Source organism: Pseudomonas spartinae (assembly GCF_965197125.1).
GTDB lineage: Bacteria > Pseudomonadota > Gammaproteobacteria > Pseudomonadales > Pseudomonadaceae > Aquipseudomonas > Aquipseudomonas composti_A.
The window spans coordinates 21,650-39,390 of record NZ_CBDAMB010000008.1; the positions used below are offsets into that span (position 1 = coordinate 21,650).

Annotated in this window: 12 protein-coding genes and 2 pseudogenes; 9 read left to right on the top strand and 5 right to left on the bottom strand. The window is 59.9% G+C overall.

Going from position 1 to position 17,741, the window contains the following annotated elements; genetic code table 11:
- Positions 1 to 6 precede the first annotated feature (6 nt).
- The 5 genes and pseudogenes from ACN8M7_RS17300 to fadD2 all read right to left on the bottom strand — a co-directional run bounded on the left by ACN8M7_RS17300 (position 7) and on the right by fadD2 (position 5,727).
- On the bottom strand, positions 7 to 1,164 hold the full coding sequence (locus ACN8M7_RS17300) for a methyl-accepting chemotaxis protein (RefSeq protein ID WP_490261736.1): 1,158 nt from the start codon (positions 1,162 to 1,164) through the stop codon (positions 7 to 9).
- A 6-nt stretch (positions 1,165 to 1,170) separates the two neighbouring features.
- A pseudogene (locus ACN8M7_RS17305) lies at positions 1,171 to 1,692 on the bottom strand (cache domain-containing protein); the annotation flags it as partial.
- Between the two features lie 265 nt (positions 1,693 to 1,957).
- The gene (gene fadD1 / locus ACN8M7_RS17310; protein ID WP_061243208.1) at positions 1,958 to 3,646 is read right to left on the bottom strand and encodes a long-chain-fatty-acid--CoA ligase FadD1; all 1,689 of its coding nucleotides are present in this window, start codon (positions 3,644 to 3,646) and stop codon (positions 1,958 to 1,960) included.
- A 30-nt stretch (positions 3,647 to 3,676) separates the two neighbouring features.
- Positions 3,677 to 3,835 carry a hypothetical protein gene (locus ACN8M7_RS17315; protein ID WP_490261581.1) on the bottom strand — a complete coding sequence of 53 codons (159 nt, stop codon included), beginning with the start codon at positions 3,833 to 3,835 and terminating at the stop codon, positions 3,677 to 3,679.
- A gap of 203 nt (positions 3,836 to 4,038) precedes the next feature.
- The gene (gene fadD2 / locus ACN8M7_RS17320; protein ID WP_490261582.1) at positions 4,039 to 5,727 is read right to left on the bottom strand and encodes a long-chain-fatty-acid--CoA ligase FadD2; all 1,689 of its coding nucleotides are present in this window, start codon (positions 5,725 to 5,727) and stop codon (positions 4,039 to 4,041) included.
- 216 nt (positions 5,728 to 5,943) lie between these two features.
- Here fadD2 and ACN8M7_RS17325 point away from each other — a divergent pair, with 216 nt between their 5' ends.
- The 9 genes and pseudogenes from ACN8M7_RS17325 (at position 5,944) to codA (ending at position 17,584) form a co-directional block, all read left to right on the top strand.
- Complete coding sequence (locus tag ACN8M7_RS17325) at positions 5,944 to 6,894, top strand: alpha/beta hydrolase (protein ID WP_490261583.1); 951 nt, start codon at positions 5,944 to 5,946, stop codon at positions 6,892 to 6,894.
- Entirely contained in the window at positions 6,891 to 7,364 is a 474-nt protein-coding gene (locus tag ACN8M7_RS17330) for a MaoC family dehydratase (protein WP_490261584.1), read from the top strand. The genes ACN8M7_RS17325 and ACN8M7_RS17330 overlap by 4 nt, the downstream gene beginning before the upstream one ends.
- A 227-nt stretch (positions 7,365 to 7,591) precedes the next feature.
- A pseudogene (locus ACN8M7_RS17335) lies at positions 7,592 to 8,293 on the top strand (IS5 family transposase); the annotation flags it as partial.
- Positions 8,294 to 8,454: 161 nt separating this feature from the next.
- Positions 8,455 to 10,086, top strand: a complete 1,632-nt coding sequence (locus ACN8M7_RS17340; protein ID WP_490261585.1) for a DUF6531 domain-containing protein — start codon at positions 8,455 to 8,457, stop codon at positions 10,084 to 10,086.
- A gap of 18 nt (positions 10,087 to 10,104) precedes the next feature.
- Complete coding sequence (locus ACN8M7_RS17345) at positions 10,105 to 12,894, top strand: DUF8616 domain-containing protein (RefSeq protein ID WP_490261586.1); 2,790 nt, start codon at positions 10,105 to 10,107, stop codon at positions 12,892 to 12,894.
- A gap of 2 nt (positions 12,895 to 12,896) precedes the next feature.
- Complete coding sequence (locus ACN8M7_RS17350; RefSeq protein WP_490261587.1) at positions 12,897 to 13,334, top strand: hypothetical protein; 438 nt, start codon at positions 12,897 to 12,899, stop codon at positions 13,332 to 13,334.
- A gap of 511 nt (positions 13,335 to 13,845) precedes the next feature.
- On the top strand, positions 13,846 to 15,117 hold the full coding sequence (codB, locus tag ACN8M7_RS17355; protein WP_490261588.1) for a cytosine permease: 1,272 nt from the start codon (positions 13,846 to 13,848) through the stop codon (positions 15,115 to 15,117).
- A complete protein-coding gene (locus ACN8M7_RS17360) occupies positions 15,114 to 16,337 on the top strand; it encodes a PucR family transcriptional regulator (RefSeq protein ID WP_490261589.1) in 1,224 nt (407 codons plus the stop codon). The genes codB and ACN8M7_RS17360 overlap by 4 nt, the downstream gene beginning before the upstream one ends.
- 11 nt (positions 16,338 to 16,348) lie before the next feature.
- Positions 16,349 to 17,584 (top strand): cytosine deaminase, encoded by a 1,236-nt coding sequence (gene codA, locus ACN8M7_RS17365; RefSeq protein WP_490261590.1) that lies wholly within the window; start codon positions 16,349 to 16,351, stop codon positions 17,582 to 17,584.
- Positions 17,585 to 17,741: the final 157 nt, after the last annotated feature.

Sequence of the window (17,741 nt, forward strand, 5' to 3'; positions counted from 1 at the left end):
CGAAACTCAGACGCGGAACTGGCCGACCAGGCCCTGCAGGCGCCCGCCCAGGCCGTCGAGATCGCGAGCGGCCTGCGCGCCCTGCGTGGCGTCACTGGCGACTTCGTCCACCGCGACGGCGATCTGGTGCACGCTGCGGTTGATCTCTTCGGCCACTGCCGTCTGCTCCTCGGCGGCACTGGCGATCTGCGCGTTCATCGAGTTGATGGTGCCGATCAGTACCGCGATGCTGTCCAGCGCCTCGCCCGCGTGGCTGGCCTGTTCGCGGGTGCTGTCGCCCATCTGGCTGGCGCGCTGCATCGCCGCCACCGCCTCGCCCGTCGCATTCTGCAGGCGGTCGATCATGCTCTGGATCTCGCCCGTGCTCTGCTGGGTACGACTGGCCAGGGCGCGCACCTCATCGGCGACCACGGCAAAACCACGCCCTGCCTCGCCCGCCCGCGCGGCCTCGATGGCGGCGTTGAGGGCCAGCAGATTGGTCTGGTCGGCAATCGCACGAATCACCTCCAGCACGCTGACGATGCCCTGTACGTCGCGGCGCAGACTGTCCAGCGATTCACTGCTGCTACGCACCTCACCAACCAGATCGTGAATGTGCGCGATGCTGCCATCGACCACCCGCTTGGCATCCTGCCCCTGCTGATCGGTCTCGCGTGCAGCCTCGGCGGCGCGCTGGGCGCTCTGCGCCACTTCATGAGCGGCGGCAGACATTTCGTTGATGGCGGTGGCGACCTGGTCAGTCTCGTGGCGTTGCCCGGCCATGGCCTGTTCCGAGCGCTGGGCCTGGCTGGATACGCCGCCGACCAGACCGAAGAGCTGGTCGGTGGTCACCGACACCTGCTGCACCAGTGCATGAATCTTGGCGACGAAGGCGTTGAAGGAGGTCGCCAGCTCGCCCAGTTCGTCCTGACTGGTGACCGGCAGGCGCTGGGTCAGATCACCCTCTCCGGCGGCCATGTCATCGAGCTTGCTCTTGATCAACTGCACCGGCTTGGTGATCGATGCCGCCAGCGGCAGGGACAACAGGGCCAGCACCAGCAGCAGGCCAATCGCGGAGCCGGCCATGACCATCAGCAGGCGGTCGACGCTGTGCTGGAACTGCGCACGCGCAGCCTGTACGTCACGCTCCACCCCGTCGAGATTGACCGAGGTACCGAAGACCATCTTCCACTTGGGCAGGTACTGCGAGTAGCCAACCTTGGGCACCAGCACCTTGCCATCGCCCAGCACGAAGCTGTAGTCGACGTAATGGCTGCTATCCATGCCTGCCCGCACCAACTCACGAATGGCATAGACACCATTGGGGTCGCGGAAGCTGCTGAAGTCCTCGCCGATACGGTCGTTGGTATTGCCCTGCAGGACTCGACGAATGTTGCTGTCATAACCCCAGAAATAGCCATCCGCACCGTAGGCCAGGCGCTTGAGCACCGCGACGGCCTGGGCCCGCGCGTCCATGTCGCCGTCGCCTGAGGCCTGGTAGATCGGGGCAATCGCGTTAGCCGCCAGCTCCACGTATTGCTTGATCTCCGCCTTGCGGTCCGCCACCAGCTTGGCGCGGGTCTGCTGCTCCTGGTGATCGGCGAGATTACCGAGAACGACGAATGCGATGGTGCTGAGCAACAGGGTCAACAGGCAGATAGGCCCCAAAGCCAGCAACAGCACTTTGGAGCGCAGACGCAGAGAGAAGATCATTGGCAGTACACCTTTACCGGCGTTTTGATGTTATTGAGCGAGTATCTTGCCAAGATGGTGACGTCAAAAGAACAGAGGCAAGCAAAAACTGGTATGACCAGTTTCATTTATCAGAGAAATGAATACCCACCATCTACTCACATGACAACTGTTCATGATCAATGGCGGTAACTAGGCGATCTTTGAAGTCATGAAAAGCCGGCACCCGGGCAGCCAGGCAACAAAAAACCCGCCGTGGCGGGTTCTTCGTATCAGCGAGCGCGAATCACTTCTTGCCCAGCTTCTTCAGCTCTTCGTCGCGCAGTTCGCGGCGCAGGATCTTGCCGACGTTGGTGGTCGGCAGCACGTCGCGGAACTCGACGGCCTTGGGCACCTTGTAGCCGGTGAGGTTGGCGCGCATGTGCTCCATCACCTGCTCCTTGGTCAGGCTTTCGCCCGGTTTGACCACGATGAAGACCTTGATCGCCTCGCCGGACTTCTCGTCCGGCACACCGATGGCGGCGCACTGCAGCACGCCCGGCAGGGTCGCCAGCACGTCTTCCAGTTCGTTCGGGTAGACGTTGAAGCCGGACACCAGAATCATGTCCTTCTTGCGGTCGACGATACGCAGGTAGCCGTCTTCCTGAATCAGGCCGATGTCACCGGTCTTCAGCCAGCCGTCGGCATCGAGGATTTCATCGGTGGCTTCCTGGCGCTGCCAGTAGCCCTTCATCACCTGCGGCCCCTTCACGCATAGCTCGCCGATCTCGCCAATGGCCAGTTGCTGGCCGTCGTCGTTGATGACGCGGCACAGGGTCGAGGGCACCGGAATGCCGATGGTGCCGAGCTGGATGGCGCTGAACGGGTTGACCGTGGCCACCGGGCTGGTCTCGGTCATGCCGAAGCCTTCGCAGATGGCGCATCCGGTGACGTCCTTCCAGCGCTCGGCGGTGGCCAGTTGCAGGGCCATACCGCCGGAGACGGTGAGCTTCAGGCTGGAGAAGTCCAGCTTGCGGAAGTCCTCGTTGTTGCACAGGGCGACGAACAGGGTGTTGAGACCGACGAAACCGGTGAAGCGGTACTTGGCCAGGTCCTTGACCACCGAAGGCAAGTCACGCGGGTTGGTCAACAGGATGTTGTGCCCGCCAATCAGCATCATCGCCATGCAGTGAAAGGTGAAGGCATAGATGTGATACAGCGGCAGCGGTGCGATCAGCACCTCGCATCCTTCATCGAGGTTGGCGCCCATCAGCTCCCGGACCTGCAGCATGTTGGCCACCAGGTTGCGATGGGTGAGCATGGCGCCCTTGGCCACGCCGGTAGTACCGCCGGTGTACTGCAGCACGGCGACATCGCCATTGCTCGGATTGGCCTCGGTGAAACTCTGGCCACGGCCCTTGGCCAGGGCATCGTTGAGCTTCACCGCCTGCGGCAGGTGATAGGCCGGCACCATTTTCTTCACGTGCTTGATCACGAAGTTGACCAGCAGGCGCTTGAAGGTCGGCAGCATGTCGCCGACTTCGGTGACGATCACCGTCTTCACGCCGGTCTTGGGAATCACCTGCTCGGCCAGATGAGCCATGTTGGCCAGGCAGATCAGCGCCCTGGCGCCGGAATCGTTGAACTGGTGCTCCATTTCCCGCGCGGTGTACAGCGGGTTGGTGTTGACCACCACCAGGCCGGCGCGCATGGCACCGAAGACCACGATGGGGTATTGCAACACGTTGGGCAGTTGCACGGCGATGCGGTCGCCGGGCTTGAGATCGGTGTGCTTTTGCAGGTAGGCGGCGAAGTCCCCGGAGAGCTTGTACATCTCGCCGTAGGTGAGCGTCTTGCCCAGGTTGCTGAAAGCAGGCTTGTCGGCGAAGCGTTGGCAGGACTCTTTCAGTACCGCGAGGATGTTCGGGTACTGATCGGGATTGATTTCGGCAGCAACCCCAACGGGATACTTGTCCTTCCAGAAGTTTTCGGTCATGGAAGCCCACTCCTAAGCAACAGCTGATCTTCACCGCGCGTTGGCGGTTGTTTGTTGTGTGTATAGCTCGCTTTCCCGCTGGCCCACGGCCTGGAAGCGCGCCGAGAGTAGCAGCTTTGCCAGATGCTCACCAGCACCAAACATGGCCAGCAGAGTCGCAAAAATGACTATAAACAGAATAAAAGTCACGACCCTGATTTTCTTTCGCGATGAATCGAAAAGCCTCTAGCTCGAACATTACAACCCAGGGAGCCTAGCGTGAATCGATGACGGCTGCAGTGCTGGAATGCCCGAAACAGGCAGAGGTGGTTACGAAATCACAACAATTGGACTGCGCGATGGCAGTTGAGGCGGGAAAGCCCCTCCCCCCGGCAATGGGGAGGGGCTTTGGGTCAGGCGATGTCGCGCAGCTCGCGACGCAGGATCTTGCCGACCGGCGTCATCGGCAGTGACTCCTTGAACACGATGTGCTTGGGCACCTTGTAGCCGGTGAAGTTTTCCTTGCAGTAAGCCTTGAGCTCTTCCACGGTCACACCGCCGTCGCGCGGCACCACGAACAGCTTGACCACTTCTCCGGACTTCTCGTCTGGCACGCCGATGGCCGCGCAACTGGCCACCTTGGGATGGGCCATGACCACGTCCTCGATCTCGTTGGGATACACGTTGAAGCCGGAGACGATGATCATGTCCTTCTTGCGGTCGACGATACGCACGTAACCGTCCGGGTCGATCACGGCGATGTCACCGGTCTTGAACCAACCGTCGGCGTCGAGCACTTCGGCGGTCGCTTCCTCGCGCTGCCAGTAGCCTTTCATTACCTGCGGCCCCTTGATGCACAGCTCGCCGCGCTCGCCGGTCGGCAGCTCGTTGCCGTCGTCATCGATCACCTTGAAGGCCGTGCCCGGCACGGGTATGCCGACAGTGCCCAGGCGCGCCTTGTCGCCGTAGGGGTTGGTACTGGCCACCGGCGAGGTCTCGGTCAGGCCATAGCCTTCCACCACGGTGCAGCCGGTCATCTGCTGCCAGCGCTCGGCGGTGGCCTTGACCAATGCGGTACCGCCGGAGTTGGTGACCTTGAGGTGGGAGAAGTCCAGGTTCTTGAACTCGGGGTGGTCCATCAGCGCGACGAACAGGGTGTTCAGGCCCAGCAGTGCAGTGAACTGCCACTTGCCCAGTTCCTTGACGAAACCGGGGATGTCGCGCGGATTGGTGATCAGCACGTTGTGGTTGCCGTTGACCATCATGCACATGCAGTTCGCGGTGAAGGCATAGATGTGGTACAGCGGCAGCGGCGCGATCATGATCTCCTGGCTCGGCTTCATCAGCGGCGTGCCATCCGGGCCGAGCTGCGACAGGCAGGCATCGACCTGCAGCATGTTGGCCACCAGGTTGCCGTGGGTGAGCATGGCGCCCTTGGCCACACCGGTGGTGCCGCCGGTGTACTGCAGCACGGCGATGTCATCATGGCTGGCCTTGACTGGTGCCAGCGCCTGGCCCTGGCCCTGCTTGAGTACCTGCTTGAAGGCAAGGGCCTGAGGCAGATGGTAGTCGGGCACCATCTTCTTGACCTTCTTCACCACGGTGTTGACCAGCCAGCCCTTGAGGCTCGGCAGCAGGTCACCCATCTTGGCTTCGATCAGGTAGTCGATCTCGGTATCCGGCAGCACTTCCTGCACCAGCTTGCCGAACATGTTCAGGTACACCAGCGCACGCACGCCGGCATCCTTGAACTGGTGGCGCATCTCCCGGGCGGTGTACAGCGGGTTGGTGTTGACCACGATCAGCCCGGCACGCATGGCACCGAATACCGCGACCGGATACTGCAGCACGTTGGGCATCTGTACCGCGATACGGTCGCCCGGTTTCAGGTCGGTGTGCTTCTGCAGGTAGGCGGCGAAAGCCGCGGAGAGGCGGTCCAGTTCGGCATAGGTCAGCGTGACGCCGAGATTGCTGAAGGCCGGGCGATCGGCAAAACGCTTGCACGAGCGCTCGAAGACTTCGATCACCGACTTGTAGCTGGACAAGTCAATATCGTTGGGCACGCCAGGGGCGCGTTTGTCGTTCCAGAAATCAGGTTGCATTGTTCTTGTCCTCTTCCCCTGAAGTGATCTGACTGCCCGGAAAGTAGCAGCTTAGAGCCGAGCCGCAAATAGCTCGAAGGCGTCATTGATGGGCTGAATTTCGCATTAAATGCAGTGATTCGTAACCGATCTTTACCACTTCGGGGAAACCGGGGGTGCTATGCCTGCTGGCGACCAAGGTGCACAATGTTGCAATCTCCGGCACAAGGATTCGCCATGCGCCACGACACCTTCGTTCTCAATGCCAGCGACGGCCTGCCGCTGCACGTCAACCACTGGTACGGCGAAGCGCCGCCACGGGCCATGGTCATGCTCTCCCACGGCATGGCCGAGCACAGCCTGCGCTACGCACGCCTGGGCGAAGCTCTGGTAGCAGCGGGTTTCGCACTCTACGCACTGGACCAGCGCGGCCATGGGCTCACCGCCGAACGTGGCACCCTGGGGCACTACGCTGACGAAGATGGCTGGAACAAAGTGGTGGGCGATCTATCGACTCTCAACCATCACATTCGCCAGCAGCACCCGCAAACGCCGATCTTCCTGCTCGGCCACAGCATGGGCAGCTACATCGGCATGGCCTATCTGCTGGGTCACAGCTGCAGCCTGCAGGGCGCCGTGCTCTCCGGCTCCAACTACCAGCCGGTGGCGCTGTACAAGGCCGCCAGGCTGATTGCCGGATTCGAGCGCTGGCGCCTGGGACCGAAGGGTCGCAGCAAGGTCATCGACTACCTCTCCTTCGGCTCGTTCAACAAGGCCTTCAAGCCCAACCGCACGGCCTTCGACTGGCTCAGCCGCGACCCGGCGGAAGTGGACAAGTACGTGACCGATCCCCTGTGCGGCTTCGTCTGCACCACACAGTTGTGGTGCGACCTGTTCGAAGGCCTGCAGCAGATCACGCCGGTGGAGAACCTGGCGCAGATCGATGCCGACCTGCCGCTGCTGGTGATCGGCGGCGAGAGTGATCCCATCAGTCAAGGCAAACGCCTGAAGCATCTGGCTGGCACTCTGCGTGAGGCCGGCGTAAACGACGTGCAACTGAAGCTTTATCCCGAGGCCCGCCACGAGCTGCTCAACGAGAGCAATCGCGACGAGGTCACCGCCCAACTGATCGAGTGGTTGCAACAGGCACTGCGCCACAGTCGACACCCCATCAAGGAGCCCTCATGAGTCAGGTCACCAATATCCCTTACGACGCTCTCAGCGTCGGCCAGCAAGCGGCCTTCGAGAAGACCGTTGAAGAGCGCGATGTACAGCTGTTCGCCGCCGTATCCGGCGACAACAACCCGGTGCATCTGGACGCGGCCTTCGCTGCCGAGACCATGTTCAAGGAGCGTATCGCCCACGGCATGTTCACCGGCGCCCTGATCAGCGCCGCCATCGCCTGCCGCCTGCCTGGCCCGGGCACCATCTACCTCGGCCAACAGCTCAAGTTCACCCGCCCGGTGAAGCTCGGCGACACCCTGACCGTGAAGCTGGAAGTGCTGGAAAAGCTGCCGAAGAACCGCGTGCGCATCGCCACCCGCGTGTTCAACCAGGACGGCAAGCAAGTGGTCGACGGCGAAGCCGAAGTACTCGCCCCGAGCGCCGAGCAGACCGTGACCATGCCGCCGATGCCGCAAGTCACCGTCAACACATAAGAGCTGGTTACATATGATTTCGACATGAAACATACCAAAATCATATGGCATGCATTGCATGCCATATTCCCGCTCATGGACGAAGTCAACGCTAAGGACTGCACACAGTGTGCAAAGCAATCAAGTCGAATAAAGCAAAAAATTGCTACCCTGGATTCTGTACGAAAATCCCGAACGGTTAAAATCGGCGCCATGACAGGCCGGAGGCCCGTATAGCAAAGCGCTAGGAACTCCCAGATGCCGCTTGGGAGCTGATCGCCGATTTGGTTTCCCCCGAACAGAAAATGGGGCGACCTCGCAGTGATGATCGACTGATGCTCAACGGCATCTTCTGGATCTTGTGCTCCGGTGCTGCCTGGCGCGATCTGTCGGAGCGCTTCGGCCCATATCAACGCTTTCGTGACTGGAGACGACGGCACGTTCGACCAGGTGCTTGAGCGTTTGCACATTCGCGTGAATCAGGAAGGGCTGATCGATCTGGATACCTGGAATGATCGACTCCACGGTGGTACGAGCAACCGGAGCCTCTTCTGGCGCCGGGTCAGGCCAGCGACATCTCGAATGCTCAAGCACTCTTGGATCAGATTCGCATCCCCGGCAAACAAGGTCGGCCTCGCAAGCGCTGCCACTGATTGCTTGCAGACAAAGGCTACGATGTCGAGCACTTGCGCCAGTACTGTGATCGTTACCGGACGCAGCCTGTGATTCCGCAGCGAACCATGAAGCGTAAGCCCAAGCCGGGGCTGCCTCGATTGTTCGATCGCCCGAAATACCGGCAACGGAACATCATCGAGCGAATGTTCGGCTGGCTGAAGGAGAATCGCAGAATTGGCACTCGCTACGACAAGCTGGCAAGAAGTTTTGCCGCCATGGTCACTCTGGCTTGCACGCTGCTGTGCCTACGACAGTACTTTTCGTACAAAGCCTAGAGCGACTACCGTCAGCCCTACAAGCGGCTAGGACAGGTGCGCTCAAAAACAACTCGACAATGCCTATTCTTCGATATCCCTGCTCAAAGTGTGACCTTTGACAACGCCGAAGCTGGGTAAGGCTTTAGCATACGGGTCACCTCACCAGCAGGACTCCTAACATGGATCGTTATTTTTCTGGGGCGAGCCTCGCCCTAGCTATTGCCACTTCTGTTCTCTTCCAACAATCCTCGCATGCTGCAGCATCCTGTACCACAACAGGTACTAGCTATTTCGGTACGGAATACCTTGCTGTATCCCCGCCCAACGGCTCTGGAGATTACCTCTATGACATAGCACTTTTACAATGCTCGGGCGGTAAAGTAATCAAGTGGAATGGAACCAGTGGCTGGTTTAAACCAGAAGACTTGCTGGCCTCATCGAAAACGGCAAACCCGAACATGAGGCGGTTTTTCACGAACAAATGCATTACCCATTTAATCATTTTACATGATAACTACAAAGGCATTGTTGGTGGCGTAGCGGCTAACGACTACCGTGGTTTCAACCAAACACATTACAACGTTTTTGAAGAACCCATATTCTTCGACGCCCCTATCGAACTCATGTGCCCTGAAGTCCCGGACCTAGGCAATCCAGATACTCCAGCAGCCTGTTCAGCTCAATCAAACACTTCCCCTGGTGCGCCCGGCTTTTTGCAAGGTGATCCTGTCAATATTTCTAATGGCAACAGTTATCAAGTAGAACTCGACTACCTTGGCTTGCCGGGCAGCCAGTTGCAGTTTGCTCGTTACTACAACAGCCAAATTGCCAGTTGGAGCCATACGTATTCGGCTCACCTAAAACTTTCGCCATCTAAAGCACTGCTTGTTAAAGCCGACGGCAGCGAGAGCATGTTTACGCGCTCAGGGCAAACCGTCACGGCCTCTCCTTTAGAGCTGGGGTATCTAGAAGAGACCGCAACTGGCTGGCTTTATCACAGCCCTCACAATGAGCGCCTGCTCTTCAACCCGGCAGGCCAGCTCAAACGCATTGACCACTCAAACGGCACCTATGAGACGCTCACGTACAGCCCTGACCAAACGCTCATCACCGACAACCTAGGGCGCTCCATTACGCTGACTCTCAACACGGCAAAACGCATCACCTCGCTTACAGCCAATGCACTACAAGTGACCTACGCCTACAACACTTCGGGTCGTGTGACCGGTATGACCCGCACTCAAAATGGGCAGAGCCTGACGCGGATCTATCACTACGAGAACACCCGTGAAGGAGGATGGCTGACCGGCATCACGGACGAACGCGGTGTTCGCTACGTTACGTGGGCCTATGACACCCGCGGCCGCGTAATCAGCAATGAGCTAAACGGTGGCGTAGAGAAGTACCTGTTCACTTACAACAGTAACGGCAAAACGACCGTTACTAATCCCCTGGGCAAAAAGGCGACCTACACCTTCCAATCGGTTTCTGGCGCCAAACGTATTACTACTTTGGAAGGCGAGGCCTCGGCCAACTGTCCCAACAGCAACTCTACGTTTACCTACGACAATCGTGGCCAGATCAAGACCCGGACCGATAACAAGGGCCACATCACAACGTACGACTACAACGATCGCGGTTTAGAAATTTCGCGTACTGAGGCAAGCGGTACGCCCCAAGCACGCACCGTTACGACTGAGTGGCACCCTACGCTTTACCTGCCAATCACAGTCACAGAGCCAGATCGTATTGTGAGTATCGAGTACGACAGCCAAGGAAATCAACTTAGCAAGACTATTACTGGGCTCTGAATCAGAAGGAACTGACCCATGAATACAATGCATCGCGCAAGCCTGCTCAGCCTTGCGTTGGCTGCTGCTCTGGGGCTGCAGTCAGTTCAGGCAACTGAACGCAACTGGAGCTACACCTACAACAGCCTTGGCCTGATTGAAACAGCAGATGGCCCACGCACAGATGTGCAGGATGTCACCGCTTACAGATATGACGCCCATGGCAACTTGACAACGGTCACTAATGCCCTCGGCCATATCACTCAGCTGTCTAACTTCGACAGTTATGGCAACCCGCTGGGCCTGAGCGACGCCAATGGCGTCACCACCAGCCTCACCTACACCCCGCAGGGCTGGCTGGCCTCGGTCACAACGGCCGGCAGCACCACCAGCTTCGAGCACGACGCCATTGGCCAGATCACCAAAGTCACCCGTGGTGACGGAAGCTGGCTGCAGTACACGTGGAGCGGTGCCCGGCGCCTGACCAAGATCACCAACAACCTGGGCGAGTCGGTCGAGTACGACTACGACCCGATGGGCAACCGCACCGCCCAGCGACTCAAGGATGCCTCCAGCAACCTGACCCAGCAGCAAACCTGGGTGTATGACGAACTCGGCCGCCTGTTGCGCTCCATCGGTGCCGCCGGCCAGACCAGCCAGTACGGCTATGACCTCAACGACAACCCAACGCAAAGTACCAACCCCAAGCAACACAGCCACACCCAGGCCTACGATGCGTTGGACCGCCTGGTCTCCAATACCGACCCGCTCAATGGCGTCACTGCCCTGGCCTACGACGCCCAAGACAACCTCACCCAGGTGCAGGACCCGCGTGGTGTAACCACCCAGTACCAATACGACGGCCTTGGTAACCTGATCAAACAGATCAGCCCGGACAGCGGCACCACCACCTACGCCCACGACGCTGCCGGTAACGTCATCCGCAAAACCGATGCCCGTGGTGTGGTCACCACCTACAGCTACGACGCCCTGAACCGCCTGACCGGCCGGCAATACCCGGCCAACCCAGCACTTAACGTGCAGTACCACTACGACATGACCGCCGACGGCAATCACGGTATCGGCCGTCTGACCGCCGTGCAGGATGCCAGCGGAATACTGGGTTATCACTACGATGCGCGCGGAAATCTGGTCGAACAGATCCGCTCAGTGGTCGTGCTGGGACAGGATCAGTACGACCGTGTCGGTTATGCCTATGACGGCGCCAACCAACTGACCCGTATCGACTATCCGGCCAGCTTGCGCGTCAGCTACACACGCAACGCCGCCGGCCAGGTCAGCGATATCGCTCTGCAAATCGGCGGCAACGTCCCCATCGCCTTGGCCAGCCAGATCAGGTATTTACCGTTCGGCCCGCTAAACAGCCTGACCTGGGGCAATGGCATCAACCTCAACCGCCAGTACGACAAGGACTACCGCCTGCGGCAACAGCAGGTAGGCGCCTGGCAGAGCGATTACGATCATGATGCCAACGGCAATATCATCGAACTGGCCCACAGCCTTTGGGGCTCGCTGCAATACGACTACGACGCCCTCGACCGTCTGACCCTCGAACAACAGGCGACCGAAAAGAAGACCTACGACTACGACACCGTCGGCAATCGCACCGCGCGTATCAGCTACAGCCTGAACGACGGCCAGGAAACGCAGACCGCCAAACAGACCCTGATCTACCAAGCCAACAGCAACCGCCTGAGCAAACGCCACAGCACCTACGACGTCGAAGTCGATGCCACCGGCAACTACACCCGATACAGCCAGAATCGTCGTTACAACTACGACGAACAAGGCCGCCTGAGCAGCGTCAGCGACGCCGCTGGCGTACTCAAGGCCAGCTACCGCTACAACGCCCTCGGCCAACGCACGGTCAAAGACGTACAGGGCGTCGGTGTGATCTACCCCTACACCTACCTCTACAGCCCGGACGGGCGCCTGCTCGGGCAACTGCAATACACCCATACGGGCAAAGCCAAGCTCGGCTATTACTGGGTGTGGCTGGAGCAAACACCGCTGGCGCAGATCCAAGTGACCTACGCCAACGACGGCACCGGCATCGCCAGCACCCAAGTCATCTACCTGCACGCCGACCACCTCAACACTCCACGCCTGGCCTCCAACCAGAACCAGCAACTGCTGTGGAGCTGGAACAGCGACGCCTTCGGCGTCGGCGCTCCGAACCAGGACGTGGACGGCGACGGTGTGCAAACCGACATCCCGCTGCGCTTCCCTGGCCAGTTGTACGACGCCCACAGCGCTCTGCACTACAACTACTTCCGCGATTACGACCCCGAGACGGGGCGGTACGTCGAAAGCGATCCAATTGGGTTGGCAGTGGGGTTAAACACTTTTGGATACGTTGAGGGTAACCCGGTTGCGAATATAGATTTTTATGGGCTTGAAAAGCTAAACCTTGCAAATCCCAAAAAAGACTACGTTATCAATAATGCATATAGAAATGATGCCGATAAGTCAGGCACGTTGATCGTTTACGCCCACGGTAATGAATTGCAGGTTCATGATGATAGTAACGGCAGCAGAAACTCTCTTAGTGCAGAGCAGCTTGCAGAGAGAATTAGATTAAGTGGGCAGTACAGTCCTAATATGCCTATTGAGCTAAGATCCTGTAATACAGGTGCAGGGTTAGCCCCCATAGCGCAAGATTTGGCAAACATATTAGGCGGAACAGTTTCTGCGCCAAGTACATTCTATTATTTCAACTTGGACGGCTCGGTCGGACCTAGAAATGTCGACTGGTTAGGGCGACCAAGTTCTCCAGGTGTAATGAATAACTTTGAACCGAAGAGGTAGCTATGAGAATTATTAAGTACTTATTTCCTACACTGATAGCCCCGTTTTGCTTTGCTGGAGGTCTTGATGTTTCCGATCAAGTTGATGCGCTCACGGAGAAAAAAGGTGCTTTTGAAGTGTGCGATATTCAAGCGCTTTCCGATGGCGGTACTACATCGATATGTTTACTTGTTGACCCTGGCAAATTATGGCTAACCAAAAGAAGTGATGTAAAGTCGAGCTGGTCTGCCGTATATGAAGATCAAAACCAACCAGCCAAAGTGGTAGATGTTTCGAAGTCTGATGCGGACGCACTTCTGTTTAGTTGGGTGAAAAAAAGGTATTCCTGTGCGGCGATATCGAACATGCAGTCTGAAGAGTTTGAAGTGTCCACTCGTGAAGACTTGATTGCTGCAACAATTATTGAGCTTGTTAGCGCCCCTTCTGAATGCATGGATTAAATATTTCGATTCAGCTCCATAGCTTGCCCTGAGCTGTGGAGCCATGCCGGGTAATGTAATGTCCACAACAACTTGATGATGGCTCTATCATTCCAGAAAGTCCTCGGCGTAGTTTAGAAATCACCCTAACGTCTTACTGGCGGATCTTGCTGAGATATATGTCTAGAGTTGCTTTTTGATTTTCAAGTGCAGCCCTAGGTGTATCAATTTCACCAGCAGGGTGTTCAGACTTTTTCGGTTCAAGGTGTCAGGTTAGGCCGGCACAGCGTTCAAGTTGGTGCAGCGCCTACAGCCAACCAAAATCCGCTGCAAGCTGGTGCGCGACCGCAGCGTCGCGCACCACTTTTGTTCTACACTCACAAACCTTGAGCGACCTGGCGCTACATAAGTGCGTTTCTTTGTGCACTTCGCACAAACCTCTTTGACCACCTTGCCAAGCCAGCCGCTGCGCTGATTTCTGGCACGCCCCCTGCTATCGCCAAGGCTTCACCCCCTTCTCGGAGCCAGGTCCATGAGCAACGCCACCCCCGATAGCGATTACCCCCTGAGCGAGGTGCCCAACGGCGCGCGCAAGGGGCTGTTCTCCACCGCCATCCTGCTGTTCGGTTTCACCTTCTTCACTGCCACCATGTTCGCGGGTGGCAAGATCGGCATGGCCTTCGACTTCACCACCCTGCTCTGGGCAGCGGTGATCGGTAACCTGCTGCTCGGCCTGTACGCCGCGGTACTGGGTTTCATCGCCTGCCGCAGCGGCCTGAACTCTGTGCTGATGGGGCGCTTCTGCTTCGGCGAAGTGGGCAGCAAGCTGTCCGACATGCTGCTCGGCTTCACCCAGATCGGCTGGTACGCCTGGGGCACGGCGACCATCGCCATCGTGCTGGTGAAGATCCTTGGCCTGCCCGAAGGCCTGACCATCCCGCTGATGGTGCTGTTCGGCTTCGGTTTCTGCCTGACCGCCTTCGTCGGCTACAAGGGCCTGGACCTGCTCTCGCGCGTCGCTGTGCCGGCCATGCTGGTGCTGTTGGTGGCCTCACTGTGGATCGCCACCCGTGATGTCGGCGGCCTGACCGGCCTGCTGGCGGTCGAACCCAATGAGAGCATGAGCCTGAGCGTGGCCATCACCCTGGTGTTCGGCACCTTCGTCAGTGGCGCCACCCAGGCCACCAACTGGACCCGTTTCGCCAAGAGCGGCCGCATCGCGGTGCTGGCCAGCCTGTTCGGCTTCTTTATCGGCAACGGCCTGATGATCATTGCCGGCGCCTACGGCGCCATCGTCTACCAGCAACCGGACGTGGTCGAAGTGCTGGTGCTGCAGGGGCTGTCCATGGCTGCCGTGGTCATGCTTTTTCTCAACCTGTGGACCACTCAGGACAACACCATCTACAACTTCGCCGCGGCCGGCTGCAACCTGCTGCGCACCGGCAAGCGCAAGACCGTGACCCTGGTCGGCGCCGGCATCGGCACGCTGCTGGCCATTGGCGGCATGTACGAGATGCTGATTCCCTTCCTGATCCTGCTCGGCTCGATCATCCCGCCGATTGGCGGCGTGATCATGGCCGACTTCTTCTACGGCCACCGTGCACGCTACCCGAAACTGGCCGATGTGCGCCTGCCAGCGTTCAACTGGGTCGGCCTGGGTGCCTACCTGATTGGTGCGCTGAGCGCCTACTTCTCGCCCTGGGTCGCGCCGCTGGTGGGCATCGCCGTGGCGGCTGTGGCCTACGTCGTGCTGTTCGAGGCGAACAAGGCGCTGGCCGGCCGCCAGCAGGTCGCTGGCGCGTGAGCCTGACCGTCGCCGATGTACTCGCCCTGCCCGATCTGGCCAGCATGCAACTGCGTGCTGGCCAGGTCGGGCGCGACAATGCCGTGCGCTGGCCGTACGTGGCCGAGAACGAGGGTATCGCCGACTGGGTGATGGGTGGCGAGCTGATTTTCGTCACTGGCATCAACCACCCACGCGACGAGGCCAACCTGCTGCGCCTGGTGCGTGAGGGCCATGAGCGTGTGGTCGCCGGTATGGTCATCCTCACCGGCGCCGAATTCATCCAGGCCATACCGCCCAGCGTCATCGCCGAAGCCGAGCGCCTGAATCTGCCGCTGATCGAGCAGCCCTACGCGCTGAAGATGGTGGTGGTGACCCAGGCCATCGGCACCGCGCTGGTCCATGCGCAGCAGCTCGGCCGCTCGCGCCAGCACGTGCTGGAACAGGTGCTCGACGGCGATTACCAATCACTCGATGTGTTGTTGCAGCGCGGCGACAGCCTTGGCCTGGCGCTGCACCTGCCGCGCCAGGTGGCGCTGCTGCGTCTCGACGGCAGCGAGCAACTGTTCGGCGACCTGCCCGGCGAAGACGCCGAGCGCCAGCTGCAGAGCCGCCAGCAACTGCTGCAACGGCGCCTGGAGCAGAGCCTCGGCGAGCTTGGTGACGCGCTGCCGCTGGTCAGCCAGGGCCGCCACTGGATCGCCCTGCTGCCCTGCCCCGATGCCCACACTGAAGCGCGCAACCGCCAGGCCATGACCGCACTGCTCGACGAGCTACGCCCACAGCTTGGCCCGCTACGGCTGTTTCTCGGTCTGGGCAGCGCCGGTTGCGAGGCGCCGCGCTTCGCCCAGGGCCTGGGTGAGGCGCGCCAGGCGCTGGCCGTGGCGCAGCGCTTTCCCGAGCGCCTGGGCCTGTGCAGTTTCAACGAATTGGGCGTGTTGGAACTGCTCGGCGCGATCCGCGATCGCAGTTTGCTCGACCGCTTCGTCGAGCGCGTGGTCGGCCCACTGATCGGCGACGACTCGCGCCACCAGCCGGTGCTGATGCCGACACTGGAAGCCTGGTTCGCCGAGAACGGCAACTTGGCCCTCGCCGCGCAACGCCTGAACGTTCACCGCAATACCCTGAGCTACCGTCTACAGCGCATCGAAGCGCTGACCGGTTGCTCGTTCGACGATCCGCACGACCGCCTGAACATCAGCGTTGCGCTGTTGATCCGGCGCCTGTCGTCGCCTGCCTGAGAGGAACCCCGATGATCATCCACAATGCCCGCCTGCGTGGCCGCGACGGCCTTTATCGCATCACCCTGAACGGCGACCAGATCGCTGCAATCGACGCCCAGACCGCCAGTGCTACCCCAGCCGCGGACGATCTCGACGCCGCTGGCAATCTCGTCGTGCCGCCCTTCGTCGAGCCGCATATCCACCTCGACGCCACCCTTACCGCCGGTGAGCCGGCCTGGAACATGAGTGGCACGTTGTTCGAGGGCATCGAACGCTGGGCCGAGCGCAAGGCGCTGGTCACCCATGAAGACACCAAGACCCGCGCCAGGAAGACCATCGACATGCTGGTCGACCACGGCATCCAGCACGTGCGCACCCACGTCGACGTCACCGACCCGACCCTGGCCGCCCTCAAGGCCATGCTCGAAGTGCGCGAGGAAACTCGTCATCTGATCGACCTGCAGATCGTCGCCTTCCCGCAGGAGGGCATCGAGTCCTACGCCAACGGTCGCGTGTTGATGGAACAAGCCATCGAGCTGGGCGCCGACGTGGTCGGCGGCATCCCGCACTTCGAGAACACCCGTGACCAGGGCGTGTCGTCGATCAAGTTCCTCATGGACCTGGCCGAGCGCACAGGCTGCCTGGTGGACGTGCATTGCGACGAGACCGACGACCCGCAGTCGCGCTTTCTCGAAGTGCTGGCAGAAGAAGCCCGCGCACGCGGCATGGGCGCGCGGGTTACCGCCAGCCACACCACGGCCATGGGCTCCTATGACAACGCTTACTGCTCCAAGCTGTTCCGCCTGCTGAAGATGAGCGGCATCAGCTTCATCTCCTGCCCCACCGAAAGCATCCACCTGCAGGGCCGCTTCGACACCTACCCGAAACGCCGTGGCCTGACCCGCGTGGCGGAGATCGACCGCGCCGGGATGAACGTCTGCTTCGGCCAGGACTCCATCGTCGACCCCTGGTATCCGCTGGGCAACGGCAACATCCTGCGCATCCTCGAGGCGGGTTTGCACATCTGCCACATGCTCGGCTACGAAGACCTCAAGCGCAGCCTGGACCTGATCACCGACAACTCGGCGCGCGCGCTGAACCTGGGTGAAAGGTACGGTCTGGAAGTGGGTCGCCCGGCCAACCTGCTGATCCTCTCGGCGCCGGACGACTACGAGATGGTACGCAGCCAGGGCCATGCGCTGGTATCGGTGCGCCACGGCAAGGTACTGATGCGCCGCACACCGGCGCAGATCGAGCGCGCCTGACGCTCAAATGTGGGAGGGGCTTCAGCCGCGATAACCTGTCAAGGGCGCGGCTAAAGCCACTCCTACACACCCTACTTCTTCCGCATGCTGGGGCCATGCGTCGCTCAAGCCATCCCTTGGGCACATCGCCCAGTTTGATCCCCCACAAACGGCAGAA